Origin of the sequence: Campylobacter sp. 2352 PW, assembly GCF_024723575.1 — a bacterium.
GTDB lineage: Bacteria > Campylobacterota > Campylobacteria > Campylobacterales > Campylobacteraceae > Campylobacter_D.
Window position 1 is genome coordinate 64,191 of sequence record NZ_JANQCX010000008.1, and the last position, 13,495, is coordinate 77,685.

Sequence of the window (13,495 nt, forward strand, 5' to 3'; positions counted from 1 at the left end):
AGGCGATTATTTTTCAATAATCGCTAAAATTTCTTCTTCGCTTGTGAGTTTTTTATTGTATTTAATCACTAAAAATTTAGAGTTTTTATACACATCTAAAACTCCATTTATGTCTTTAATATTATTTAAATCATGTTTTGTTTCTAAAGATAAATAGACATTTTTAAAATCTGCTGGACTTTGTAAAAACAAAAGCAACACAAACCAAATTACAGACAAAGCTATCAAAATAAAAGCAAGAGTAACTAAACTAAAATGGTGTAAAAAATACCCCCCTACAACACCACCTAAAAAGCTTCCAAAATAGCCAAAAGCATTAAACACACCCAAAGCTGCACCTTTTTCATTTACCTTAGCAAATTTACTCGCACAGCTTTGCATAATAGGCTCATGTAAATTAAATCCTATAAAAAACACTATAACACCCACCATAAACACTAAAGCATTATGCGAAAAAGCAAATATAATATAAGCTATGATAAAAAACGCCACACCTAAAAGCAATATCTCTTTACTTAAGCCTCTTTTTTCTCCTAAAGATCCTGATAAACCCATAGCTAAAAACCCAAGCACCATAGAGCTAACATAAACATGCCATAAATTCTCACTCGGGTAATTAAACTCATGCACTAAAACCAAAGGAATACTTAAAAACGCAATACTCATAAGCATTTTTTGCATACAATTAGTAAGATTCATCAAAGCTAAGTTTTTTTCTTTTAAAAGTTTTTTCAATGGAGTTTTAGTATTTTCATGTACTATTGTATGCTCTTTTGGCACAACACTAAATAAAAGCACGATACAAATTAAACTCAAAATCGCACTTAAATCAAACAAACTTGAAAGTCCAAATTTAGCACTCATTAAAGGAGAAAGCACTAAAGAAGCTGCAAAAGAAAGTCCTATAAATGAACCCATGATAGCCATAGCCTTACCACGATTTTCTTCATTGATAAAATCACTTATCATAGCAGTAGCTACTGCTCCTATGGCTCCTGCACCTTGTAAAAGCCTTCCAAACATCATCGTATAAATATCATCAGCATATGAACATACCAAAGAACCTATGATAAACACCACAAGTCCTATTAGCATAGTTTTTTTACGCCCTATTTTATCTGAAATGATTCCAAAAGGAACTTGCAACGCCATTTGAGTTAGAGCATACACACCTACTAAAAGCCCTACTAAAAACTCATTGGCTCCTTTTAAATTTAAAGCATATAAACTTAAAACCGGCAAAACTATAAACAATCCAAAAAATCTAGTTCCTACAATAAAAGACAAAGGTAAAACGGTTTTTAACATCTTTTCTCCTTATAAAGGATAATTTTACTATGATTTTGATAAACTTTTTTTAAAGTCAAAACAAAAAGAGTAATTTATGAAGAAAAAATTGAAAATCATTCTAGCAACTTCTAACGCACACAAAGTAGAAGAAATCAAAAAATTTTTAACTACTTATGAAATTTATGCCTTAAATGAAATCATCACCCCTTTTGAAATCATCGAAGATGGCACGAGTTTTAAAGAAAATGCTTTGATAAAATCTAAAGCTATTTTTAATGCTTTAGGCAAAAAACAAGATGAATTTATCACCTTAAGTGATGATAGCGGTATAAGCGTAGAGGCTTTAGACAATGCACCGGGGATTTTTTCTGCAAGATACTCTCAAGAAGGCACTGATGAGGCCAATAGAAACAAACTCATCCAAGCCTTACATGAAAAAAACTTACATCAAAGCAAAGCCTTTTACACTGCAGCCATAGCTATAAGTTCAAAATATGGACATTTTAGTACGCATGGATATATGCATGGCCTTGCTATTGATACTCCAAGGGGTAATAGTGGCTTTGGATATGATCCTTTATTTATCCCAAAAGGTTTTGATAAAACCTTAGGTGAATTAGATGAGCAAGTAAAATTAAAAATTTCACACCGCTCGCAAGCACTAATGTTTGCTACTTACATCTTAAGAGCATTAGAAAAAATGGAGCATTAATGAAACAATTTATAAAATATATACTTATTGCTTTTGGGCTTTATGTGATTTGGATGTTGCTTTATTATAATTTTGCTTAAGATAATGATAGCTTAAAATAAAACTTGGTAATAAAAAAAGCGAACCAAATAAAAGCAAACTCATAGCCAAAACCGTAAGCAAACCAAAATAAATCGTCGGGATAAAATTACTACTAATCATCACTAAAAAACCTAGAATAATCGTAACACTAGTATAATAAATCGCACTTCCTATACCCATATGTGAAGCTTTTATAGCCTCTTCTAAGTTTTTATGTTTTAACTCTTCTTTAAAACGATGAATATAATGAATCATATCATCAACCCCTATTCCTATACAAATAGCAGCTATGGTAATACTCATAATATCAAGTGGTATATTGAAAACACCCATTAAACCAAACACCAAAGCCAAAGGTATGAGATTGGCCAAAATCGCTACAAAAGCATAAACAAAACTTCTAAAAATCACCACAAATAAAGCAAAAATCACAAGCACCACAAAGGCTAAAGTGTCAAATTGTGATGAAAAAAGACTTTGAAGCATATTATTATACAAAGGCATAATACCACTGATTTTAACCTCTACGTTATCTTTTTGTAAAAGTTCTTTTAAGTCTTTTTCAAGCTGTTTTAAAAAAGCATCGCGTCTTAAATTTGGATCACTATCTAGCATACGCATGCTAAATCGCAACTCATTATTTTCTACACTTACAAAAGGGGTTAAAACTTGCTTTTTAAAATTCTCATCTAAATTTTCATATAAAAACGCTAAAGCAAAATCATCTAAAGCCTTACCATCATTAATACTTTTTCCAAGCTCTAGCAAACTTTGTAAGCTAAGCACAGAACCTACATATTTTTGCTTACTTAAAAACTCATGAACCTTAGCAGCTATTCTTGTTTTTTCACTACTAAAAAAATATCTATCATCTTTAGCTAAATCATCGAATTCTTGCTCAAACTCATCTAAACTTTCATTTTGTTTTGGACTTTGCTTAAACTTGATAATCACATCTAAAGGCATAGTTCCGCCTAGTTCTTTATCTATAATCAACAAACCTTGTTTAATCCTAGAACTATCTTTAAAATAACTCACAAAGCTATTTTCTACTTTAATTTGTAAAATTCCATACAAAGCAAAAACTACACAAAATAAACTTATGCCATAGATAATTTTTCTATGTTTTAAACTTACATTTGCACAAAAACTTAAAAATTTCAACGAATTTTGATTAAGCTCTTTAAAATTTAAACGCGGCATTAGTACCAAAATACTTGCAAAATAAATATAAGCTAAAATCAAACTCGCGCTAATACCAAGACTCATCATAATGCCAAGTTTGATAATAGGCTCAATATCCGAAAAGACAAAACTTAAAAACCCAACAACTGTGGTTAAAATAGCATAAAAACTAGGACTTGCTTTATCAAGTAAGGTTGAGAGTAAAAGTTTATAAACACTGGCTTTTGGGTGTTTGTGCAAATTTTCTATAAAATGCACAATCAAATGTATCACAACAGAAACAGTGATAATAAGCACCAAAGCTACATAGTTTGAAGACACTACGGTAATATCAAAGCCCAAAAGTGCGAAAATCCCACTTGAAGTAAAAAGCGAAATCACACAAATTCCCAAAGCCAAAAACACCAAACGCAAAGAGCCAAAAAACCACCAAAGTGCTATAAATAAAAGTCCTACTAAACTAAAACCATAAATTTTTAAATCACTTTTTACATAATTAATCATATCATTAGCGATCATTTCTACACCACCAAGGTGCAAAAAGTCTCCATTTTGACTATACTTAGATACTATTTTAGTAATTTCTTCTAATCTTTTTGCGCTAAATTCTCTTGAATTTTCTTGGTGTTTTTTAATCAAGACTCTAAAATGCTCTTTTTCATTTTCATTTTGTGCATTATCTCTTGAATTAATCAAATCATTGTAAACAAGATCAGGTGCTAGATAAATCAAAATTCCTGTTGTTTTTCCATCTTTTGAGATGATATTATTTTTATAAAAGGGTTGGTTTAAAATTTCTTTTTTAGCTAGATTAATATCCACATCTTGACTAAAAATATTAGGTATATTTTGGATAAGCTCTTTTAACTCTTTACCTTTAGAACTTGCAAGCAAAGGTGCATTAGTGATAGAAAATACCTTTTGCACACCATTGATTTTTTCTAAATCAAGAGTTAAGTTTTTAATAGTTTCTAAATTTTCTTTAGCAAAAATATCTTTATCTTTAGGAGCAAAAGCAAGCATTAAAAAATTATCATTACCATAGCGTGCTGAAACTTCTCTATATAGTTTCAAACCCTCATCATGCTCTAAAAGCAAGCTTTCAGCACTTGCATCAACACTTAAATTTTTAGCAAAAAAACTAAAAAATATACAAAAGACTAAAGTAATCCCCAAAGTTAGCTTTGGGAAATTAAGAAAGATTTTTAAAATTTTACTTAACATTATTTAGAAAAATCAACACTAGAAAGCTTTTCAAGCAAGGTTTTAAAATCGCCATTTTGCAAGACATCTTTAAATTGTGAGCGATAAGTTTGTATGATACTTATGCCAAAAATATCTACATCATAAATTTGCCAATCATTATTTTTATCATAAAATTTAAAAATTACAAAATTTTCTTTGCCATCTACTATCATAGAAGTTTTCAAAAAAGCTCTTTTGTTTTTTTCTTCTAAATTAATCACTTTTAATTTTTGAGAATCATACAAAGCAAGCTTATCTGTGAAACTTTTTTTAAGGTTTTTTTCAAAGGCTTTGTTAAATTCATTTTTTTCATTTTCACTTAATTTTTCATATCTTGTAGAAAGACTAAGTTTGGCCATAAGCTCATAATCAAAAACACCATCAAATAAAGCAAAGATTTTTTCCGCCGCTTTAGCTTTATCATTTTTATTTTGATCTAAAATTTTTAAGCTCTCATCAATTTTTTCTTGCATAGTTTTAGAAGTATCTTGCAAATTTAAAGCGAATGCAAATACTACACTAAAAAGCAAAACTATGATTTTTTTCATTTTATCTCCTTATTTGATGAGTTCTTGGCGTCTTTGTTCATATGCATCGCGTATAAAAGTATAATAATCTACACTATTTTGGTAAATATCATCTATTTTTTCATACTCAAAACTTAATTCATTGAGTTTTAATGCAGCATTTACGCCTGCTCCAACCCAAAAATTCTCAATATATCCCTCAGGCACCATAAACCAATTTACAGGCAAAGCTAAAGCATCTCTTACATTATAAGGACCTAAAAGTGGAAGCACTAAGTGTGGTCCACTACCTACTCCCCATTTGCCCAAAGTCGTTCCAAAATCAGCCTCATAACTTTTTAAAGGAGTTTTGCTCGCACTATCTAACAAACCAAATCCAAAAATCACATTCACACAAAATCTTCCAAATTCCTCGCCAGCTTTTCTAAATTCTAAACTTAAAAGGTGATTGATAAATCTAAAAGGCGATCTTGTGGTATCAAAAGCATTTTTTACCCCTGTTCTTATAAAACTTGGAGTAACACTTTTGTAAGAAAGTGCAACCGGTCTTAAAAAATAAGTATAAAGATCATAATTAAATTTACTCATAGCTTTATTATAGGTATAAAAGCTATCTTTGACTTCTTTTTTTTGATATTCTTGTTCAAAATCTTCAAAGTCATTTGCTAAAATCAAAGTATTAAAAAATAAACACAAACTTAGTATGTATTTTAACAAGCTTTTTCCTTTTAAAATTTCATAAATTAAAATCTTAAATTATACAAAAATTAAAATAAATTTTTACATTAAAATGCTTTTAAAATATTCTTTAAAAAAATTAAAATTTTTTATTTGCTTATGAAATAAGTCTTAGAAAATATGCAAAAAATACAAATTTATTTTTGCTTTTAAAAATAAGCTATAATTTTTTCAAAATTTACTACTAAAAGGATAAAAAATGAAAAAAATTTTCACCCTACTTTTTTTGTGCATTTTTGGTTATAGCGCTGATGTAAATATCGCTGCAGCTGCAAATGTAGCTTATGCTTTTAAAGCCTTGCAAAAAGAATTTCAAAAAGAAAACCCTGATATTAGTATCAATGTGAGCTTAGGCGCTAGTGGAAATTTAGTCTCACAAATTAAAAATGGTGCGCCATTTGATATATTTATGGCTGCAAATATGAAATTTGCACAAAGCTTGTATGATGATAATTTTGCTAGCACAAAACCTGTTATTTATGCTCAAGGAGCTTTAGCTTTACTCAGTGTTAGAATGGATTTAAGCAAAGGATTAGACACACTTAAAGAAGAAAAAGTAAAAATCATCACCATAGCCAATCCCAAAGCTGCTCCTTATGGTCAAGCTAGCATAGAAACTTTACAAAATGCTAAAATTTATGAGCAAACAAAAGCTAAAATCATCGAGGCAAAATCTATAGGAGAAGCACTTACTCAAACACTAAAAGCAGCCGATGTTGGTTTTATAGCAGCAAGTGCTTTATATGAAGATACGCTAAAATCTTATAAACTCCAAGAAGGAAAAAATTATATTTTAATTGATCCAAAGCTTTATGAACCAATCAATCAAGGTATTGTTATCACTTCTTATGGTAAAGATAATGCCAAAGCTAAGAAATTTTATGATTTTATTTTAAGCAAAAAGGCTAAGGAAATTTTCAAAGCTTATGGCTATAATATCCCATGATTAAAGCTAAAATAAATACTATAAAAAATCATGAAAATATAAACTGGGTAGAATTTCTTATAAATAAACATAAATTATATATGCTTGCTTTAGAACTTGATGAAAAAGCAAGCATTGATCAAGAAGTGTTACTTGCTTTTAAAAGTAGCGAGTGCTTGCTTAGTAAAAAAAATTTAGAAAACTCATTTTTAAATACCTTTTATGCAAAAATCATTGATATTTTTCAAGGACAAATCATCACTATCGTAAGATTAAAAAATGAAATTTGCACTTTCGAAGCTCAAATTAGCACTCATGAGTTTTTAGAGCAAAATTATCAAAAAAATGATTTTGTATTTGCTTATGTACATCCTAGTGCTTTATTTATCAAAGAGTATTTATGCTAAAACTTGATTTTGAAAAAATCTTTAAAAATAAAGAAAAAGAATTTAAACTTAAGGTTAAATTTGAAGTTAAAGAAGGAGAATTTTGTGCTATTTTTGGAAAAAGTGGTAGTGGTAAAACTACGCTTTTGAGAATTTTAGCAGGTTTTGAAAAAGCACAAGGAATTTGCACTTTTAATAATACGATATTTTTTGATGATAAAAACTTTCTAAGTCCACAAAAAAGAAAACTTGGCTTTGTTTTTCAAGATTATGCTTTATTTGAAAATATGAATGTAGAGCAAAACTTACTTTTTGCTAAAAAAGATCTAAAATTTGCTAATGAACTTTTAGAACTTTTAGATTTAAGAAAACACAAAAAAAGTCATATTTTAGAACTAAGCGGGGGACAAAAACAGCGCGTAGCTTTAGCAAGAGCTATTATGCAAAAACCTAAACTTTTACTTTTAGATGAGCCATTTAGCGCCTTAGATAATGAGATAAAACTACACTTGCATGATTATCTTTTAAATATACATAAAACTTATAAAATCACTACTATTTTAATCAGCCATGATGTAAGTGAAGTTTATAAACTAGCTAATAAAGTCATCATTTTAGAAAATGGAGCCATCATCAAAGAAGGCTCGCCTAATGAAGTTTTTTTAAAGACGCAAGGCTCGCAAAAATTTGCCATAAAAGCACGCATTTTAAAACTACAAAAACAAGATAGCATATTTATAGCCATACTTGCCATAGGTAATCAAATCAGCCAAGTAGTGCTAAGCCCTTTAGAAGCTAAAGATTTTAAAGAAAATGATGAAGTACTTTTAAGTCAAAAAGCTTTTGCACTAAATTTAACTAAGATATAAAAAACAATGCTAAAATAAGATAAATTATTGCAAGGTTATAAATGACTTATGGATTTTTTATCTTAAAATTTTATACTAGCTTATGGACAAAATGGAAGATAAAAACTGCATATGGTTATTTTTTCTACGCCATAGCACCACCTTTTATCCTTTTGTAATTTCATTTTTAAATTAATTTAAAAGGATATAAAATGCATTGGTTAGTATTAGCAATTAGTATAATTTTTGAAGTGATTGCAACAAGCTCGATGAAGTATGCAAGCATAAGTAAAAATAATCTTTATTTAATCGTTTTTGCGGTGTTTTTTTCATTTTCTTTAGCAGGTTTATTTTATGCTTTGAAAAAAATTGATTTAAGCATAGCTTATGCAACTTGGGCAGGTTGTGGTTTGGCATTAGTTAGCGTGGTGGGATTTTTAATCTTTAAAGAAGCAATTACTCTTAATAAAATCATTTTTATTATTTTAATCATCACTGGAGTGGTGGGATTAAAACTTAGTGCTTAAGCCTTTTGGCTTAAAGCACATTCATACTTTGTATCATTACTTTTGCTTTACATTCAGCACAGCAATATAGTGTTTTTATCTTAGCTTCATCGCCCATAAATCTTGGCTTCATAATGCTAGCTATTTTTTCAATGGCCTTTTTAGTAGCAAATTCTTTCCCACACTCTACACAGGCAAAAAGTTCATCTTGAGCTAAAACCATAAAAGAAAAATACTCTTTTTCTAGATCTATCCCACTTCTTTGAAGCATTAAAGTATCTTTTTCAGCACAACTTGCCTCACAATACCCACAAGTAGTACATAAGCTTGCATTAAATTTCAAAGAATTATCCTTAGCATCAGCCACTAAAGCTCCTACATTACAAGCTCCCACACAAGAAAGACATAAGGTGCAGGTATCTGTATTGATAGTGATTTTTCCATATCGTATCCATTCTTTGCTTGGAATATTGCCTAAATTTTCTTCTTTTATAAGCTCTCTTAATCTTATAGCAAAATCTTCTCTTTTTAAAAGCGCAGGATTATAAGATATAAATTTAAGATTTTCTATAAAATGCGCTTGATTTATAGCCTCTAAAAGTTCTTTTTCATCTTTAGCTAGAAAAATTGCATTTTGTTTAAATTTTCTTTGAAAAATTTCATTCATCAAAGCTATTACTTCTAAAGCACCTTGCGATAAGCCATCACTATAAAAAATCACACTCGCACCACTTGTTTGAAGCATAGCTAAAAAATGCGCTTGATCAAGATAGTTTTCGCCTTTAATCATAAAAGGCATTACATCTTCTTTTAAAGCGATATTTAAATTTTCTATAGACATTTTCTCAGGGATTATTAAAATGATTTTATCTTCATAAAATTTTAAAATTTCATAAAAGCTATTACGTGGCATAGGTGCATAATCAAGCGCCCCGCTAGGACAAATCCCCACACAATCACCACAGCTTAAACAATCCACATGAGAAAATTCTAATTTTCTTTGCTCATCATCTTTTAAAATAGCCACACTAGGACAAATTTCAGCACATTTTCCACAATGAATACTTCTTCTTTCATGGTATTGACAAATGCTATCATCATAACTAATATAATTTTTAAATTTATATTTTGGAGAATTAGAATTTAAAAGTTTTATAAGTTCTTCTTGACTTAAAGTAGTTAAATCATAGCAACCACTTTGTTGATCAAAACTTTCTTTTTTTACATCATATAAGAAAAAATCACAATCAATCTCTACTTGCTCATTGTCTTTTAAAGCTATCACACAAAGCTCGCCCACGCAACCTAAAACACCCAAACATTGCTCATTGCTTAGTTTTAAAACCTTGTATTCTTGTTTTTTTAAACTTTCAATAAGCTCATTTTGATCCTCATTGCTTACAATAATTACATTTTTACCCACTTCTTTGGTGTATTCTAAATCAAGTCCTAAATCATAAACTTTAGATCTAATCTTATATAAAGACTCAATAGTTTTAGCTTTTTTAAGCACATCATCTTGTGAGTTTTTAAGGTAAAAATTAATCTCAGGTGCATAAACTTCAGGGTTTAAAAGCTTTGAATTTCCTATAAAAACTTCTTCACTACAGGCTTTTTGAACTATGCTAATATTATCACTTAGAGGAATTAAATCTTCATTTTCTAAAAATACAAAATCTTTCATAACACTCTCTTTTAAATTTTTTAATCTTAATTATATAAATTTCATTATAAAAAAGTTATAATTTTACTAATTTATTCTTAAGGTTTAAGATGAACAAATTTAGAAATTTTCCTCCCATAAACACACTTATAAACGATAAAAACTTGGCTAATTATCCTTTGTATTTAAGATCTCATTTTGCAAAAATAGTTGTTTCAAATTGTAAAAAAGAACTAAGTAAAGATGAAAATTTAAATTTTAGCTTGCAAGATTTGCTAAGTAAAATTGCTCAAAGTATTGATGAGTTTTTAAATATGCAAAGTCAAAGTTTGATCAATGCTACTGGAGTTATCATACATACTAATCTTGGTCGTAGCATTATTGATGAGAGTATTTTTGAAAGAACTAAAGAAATCATCTGCTCTTATTCAAATTTAGAGTTTAACATGCAAAGTGGCAAAAGAGGCTCAAGGTATGACGCACTTAGTGCGAATTTAAAAATATTATTTGATTGTGAAGATTGCTTAGTTGTTAATAATAACGCTTCGGCTGTATTTTTGATCTTAAACACCTTAGCAAAAAATAAAGAAGTTATTACTTCAAGAAGTGAGCTAGTTGAGATTGGAGGAAATTTTAGAATTCCTGAAGTTATGCTAGCAGCTGGTGTTAGGCTAAAAGAAATAGGCACGACTAATAAAACTCATTTATATGATTATGAAAAAGCTATCAATGAAAATACTAAGATGATTTTAAAAACTCATCGTTCTAATTTTGCTTTTAAGGGATTTTTCGAAGAGGTAAGTTTAGGTGAAATTCATGCTTTGGCAAAAAAGAAAAAACTCATATCTTATTATGATTTAGGTGCTGGCTGGTGTGAAAAGATTAATAAACAACTTAGTAAAAATGAGCCAAGTGTAAAAGAGCTTTTAAAACATTGTGATATTTTAAGTTTTAGTGGTGATAAGCTTTTTGGTTCTACGCAAGCAGGCATTATACTTGGAAAGAAAAAATACATTCAACAATTAAAGAAAAATCAACTTCTAAGAATGCTAAGGGTTGATAAAATCACTCTAGCTTTTTTAAATGAAACTACCAAAGCTTACTTAGAAAAAGAATATGAAAAAATCCCTACACTAAAACTTTTAAATGATGATTTAAAAACCATAGAAAAAAAGGCTCTTTTTGTCAAAGAAAAAATTCCTATAAAATGTGAATTAAAAACTTCTAAAAGTTTAGTAGGCGGTGGCTCTATGCCTGATAAAAGCTTAGATACTTTTGTGTTAAGTTTTAATGAAAAAGCTTTGCTTTTACAAGAAAAATTTAGAAAAAAAGGTGTGATTGGCCGTGTTGAAAATGGACATTTTATACTAGATTTTAGAAGTATTTTAGAAAAAGATTTAAACCGTTTAATCCGCGCTATCAAAGAGGTATTTCATGCATAGTATTATCATAGGCACTGCTGGACATATTGACCATGGTAAAACCTCACTTATTAAAGCTTTAAATGGTTTTGAAGGTGATGATTTAAAAGAAGAGCAAGAAAAAGGCATTACGATTAATCTTAGCTTTTCAAATTTAAAAAGTGAAAATTTAAATATTGCTTTTATCGATGTGCCTGGACATGAAAGTTTGATTAAAACTATGATAAGTGGTGCTTTTGGCTTTAGAGTGTGTATGTTTGTCATAGATATAAACGAGGGTTTAAAGGCTCAAAGTATAGAGCATTTAAGGGTTTTAGAATTTTTAGGCGTAAAAGATGTAGTGCTTATTTTGAGTAAGGTTGATTTATGCAAGGATTTATCGCAAAAGCAAGCAGAGCTTTTAAAAGAATTAAAAGCCTTTAAAATCAATATCTTAAAAGTTTTTCCAACTAGCATTTATGATGAGCAAAGTATATTAAATTTAAAAAACTATCTGCTTAGTTTAAAGCCTAAAGAAAATGATGAAAATTTGATTTTTAGATACTACATTGACAGAATTTTTTCTCTAAAAGGTATAGGAACAGTAGTAACAGGAAGCTTAAATGAAGGAAAAATCAGCAAAAATGAAAAAATATTTTGCCTTGAAAATCAAAAAGATATCATTGTAAAAAACATACAAATTCATGAAGAAAATGTTTTAGAAGCAAAAGCTTATAATAGAGTTGCTTTGAGTTTAAATTGTGATTATCATGAATTAAAAAAAGGCTATGTATTAAGTAAAAAAGGTGTCTTTAAAAGCTTTAAAAGTATCGATGGGGTTGTTTTTAATACAGAGATTAAACACGGAAGCATTTTAGAATTTTGCAGTGGCTCAAAAAAGCTTAATGCAAAAATTAGCGTAATCAAAGAATTTGAAGATAAAATTTATATTAGCTTAGAGTTTGATAAAAGCTTACCTTTGTGTTTTGATGATAAATTTATCTTGCTTGAAAATGGGCGTATTAAAAGTGGTGGCGTGGTATTAAATGCGGTAAGCGAGCCTTTAAAAAAAGATATAAAAGCTAAGTATTTAGCACTTTTAGAACAAAAAGATTTTAAAAAAGTATTTGAGTTTTTAAAACAAACTCACAAACTTGGCTTTGGCTTACTTTCAAGCTATCAACGCTTTAAACTCACTCATGAACAAGCTTTAAACTTAGCAAAAAGTTTAGATCATGTTTTTGTCGATGAGCAAGCTTTAAATGTATATGATTTAAATGCTATGCAAACTTTGAAAGAATTTATTGATTTTATTTTCTCTAAAAATCCTTATGCTTTAATCTCACCTCATTCTATCGCCTTAAGGCTTAGCTGGGCGAGTGAAAATTTTTGTGCTTATGTACTCAAGCAAATGCAAGAAAAATTAGATTTTAAAGACGGCATATGGTTTTTAAAGGGACAAAATTTTGAAAAATTACAAGAAAAGGCTCATTGTGAGCTTTATGAAATTTTAAAAAAAGAAGGCATAAAACCTACTGCACCTTACAATCTTTATGAATACTTAGAGCTTGATAGGAAAAATGGAGATCTTATCTTAAAAAAACTCACTAAAGAAAACAAAGTCAAAAGATTAGCGCATAATCTTTTTATAGAAAAAAATGCCCTTGAAAATCTCATGCAAGAGTTTTTAAAGCTTTTGCAAAATCATCATTTAGATGTCGCTTTTGTAAAAAATCATTTTCAAATTTCAAGAAAATACGCCATAGCTTACTTAGAATACCTTGATAAAAACTATCCTCAAGTGATAAAAATCGAGGAAAAAAGAATGCTAAAAGTCTAAGTGTTAAAATTTACATTTTATAATGATAAAAATTTAAATTAAAGGAAAAAAATGAAAAAATCTCTAGCTCTTTTAACTCTTGCTAGCTCTTTATTTGCTGCAAGTAATGAAGAAATTATTAATTTTTTTAAGAAAAATCCAAATTTATC

The 13,495-nt window shown here is 29.0% G+C and carries 12 protein-coding genes; 7 read left to right on the forward strand and 5 right to left on the reverse strand.

Features of this window, described 5'->3' with window-relative positions:
- Nucleotides 1-6: 6 nt before the first annotated feature.
- Complete coding sequence (locus CAMP5121_RS05950; RefSeq protein WP_337215062.1) at nucleotides 7-1,308, reverse strand: MFS transporter; 1,302 nt, start codon at nucleotides 1,306-1,308, stop codon at nucleotides 7-9.
- A gap of 88 nt (nucleotides 1,309-1,396) precedes the next feature.
- Between CAMP5121_RS05950 and rdgB the strand changes: the two genes are divergently transcribed.
- The gene (gene rdgB / locus CAMP5121_RS05955; RefSeq protein WP_263706909.1) at nucleotides 1,397-2,002 is read left to right on the forward strand and encodes an RdgB/HAM1 family non-canonical purine NTP pyrophosphatase; all 606 of its coding nucleotides are present in this window, start codon (nucleotides 1,397-1,399) and stop codon (nucleotides 2,000-2,002) included.
- A gap of 24 nt (nucleotides 2,003-2,026) precedes the next feature.
- On the opposite strand, the gene CAMP5121_RS05960 is transcribed toward rdgB, so the two are convergent.
- Genes CAMP5121_RS05960 through CAMP5121_RS05970 form a run of 3 tightly spaced genes read right to left on the reverse strand, consistent with a single transcriptional unit; the run spans nucleotide 2,027 to nucleotide 5,757 of the window.
- The gene (locus tag CAMP5121_RS05960; protein WP_337215063.1) at nucleotides 2,027-4,492 is read right to left on the reverse strand and encodes an efflux RND transporter permease subunit; all 2,466 of its coding nucleotides are present in this window, start codon (nucleotides 4,490-4,492) and stop codon (nucleotides 2,027-2,029) included.
- Entirely contained in the window at nucleotides 4,492-5,061 is a 570-nt protein-coding gene (locus tag CAMP5121_RS05965) for a Tgt2/MlaC family protein (protein ID WP_337215064.1), read from the reverse strand. The genes CAMP5121_RS05960 and CAMP5121_RS05965 overlap by 1 nt, the downstream gene beginning before the upstream one ends.
- 9 nt (nucleotides 5,062-5,070) lie before the next feature.
- A complete protein-coding gene (locus tag CAMP5121_RS05970) occupies nucleotides 5,071-5,757 on the reverse strand; it encodes an MlaA family lipoprotein (protein ID WP_052241425.1) in 687 nt (228 codons plus the stop codon).
- 220 nt (nucleotides 5,758-5,977) lie between these two features.
- On the opposite strand from CAMP5121_RS05970, the gene modA reads away from it, so the two are divergent.
- From modA to CAMP5121_RS05990, 4 genes are all read left to right on the forward strand, one after another.
- A complete protein-coding gene (modA, locus tag CAMP5121_RS05975) occupies nucleotides 5,978-6,724 on the forward strand; it encodes a molybdate ABC transporter substrate-binding protein (protein ID WP_337215065.1) in 747 nt (248 codons plus the stop codon).
- Entirely contained in the window at nucleotides 6,721-7,110 is a 390-nt protein-coding gene (locus tag CAMP5121_RS05980) for a hypothetical protein (protein WP_337215066.1), read from the forward strand. The genes modA and CAMP5121_RS05980 overlap by 4 nt, the downstream gene beginning before the upstream one ends.
- Nucleotides 7,104-7,958 carry an ABC transporter ATP-binding protein gene (locus tag CAMP5121_RS05985; RefSeq protein WP_337215067.1) on the forward strand — a complete coding sequence of 285 codons (855 nt, stop codon included), beginning with the start codon at nucleotides 7,104-7,106 and terminating at the stop codon, nucleotides 7,956-7,958. Before CAMP5121_RS05980 ends, CAMP5121_RS05985 begins: the two co-directional genes overlap by 7 nt.
- Nucleotides 7,959-8,149: 191 nt before the next feature.
- The gene (locus CAMP5121_RS05990) at nucleotides 8,150-8,464 is read left to right on the forward strand and encodes a DMT family transporter (RefSeq protein ID WP_263669893.1); all 315 of its coding nucleotides are present in this window, start codon (nucleotides 8,150-8,152) and stop codon (nucleotides 8,462-8,464) included.
- A gap of 10 nt (nucleotides 8,465-8,474) precedes the next feature.
- Here the strand turns inward: CAMP5121_RS05990 and CAMP5121_RS05995 are convergent, their stop codons facing one another.
- A complete protein-coding gene (locus CAMP5121_RS05995; RefSeq protein ID WP_337215068.1) occupies nucleotides 8,475-10,127 on the reverse strand; it encodes a 4Fe-4S dicluster domain-containing protein in 1,653 nt (550 codons plus the stop codon).
- Between the two features lie 89 nt (nucleotides 10,128-10,216).
- On the opposite strand from CAMP5121_RS05995, the gene selA reads away from it, so the two are divergent.
- Both selA and selB read left to right on the forward strand, forming a co-directional pair.
- Nucleotides 10,217-11,548 (forward strand): L-seryl-tRNA(Sec) selenium transferase, encoded by a 1,332-nt coding sequence (gene selA / locus CAMP5121_RS06000; RefSeq protein WP_337215069.1) that lies wholly within the window; start codon nucleotides 10,217-10,219, stop codon nucleotides 11,546-11,548.
- A complete protein-coding gene (gene selB / locus CAMP5121_RS06005) occupies nucleotides 11,541-13,346 on the forward strand; it encodes a selenocysteine-specific translation elongation factor (RefSeq protein WP_337215070.1) in 1,806 nt (601 codons plus the stop codon). The genes selA and selB overlap by 8 nt, the downstream gene beginning before the upstream one ends.
- Nucleotides 13,347-13,495 lie beyond the last annotated feature (149 nt).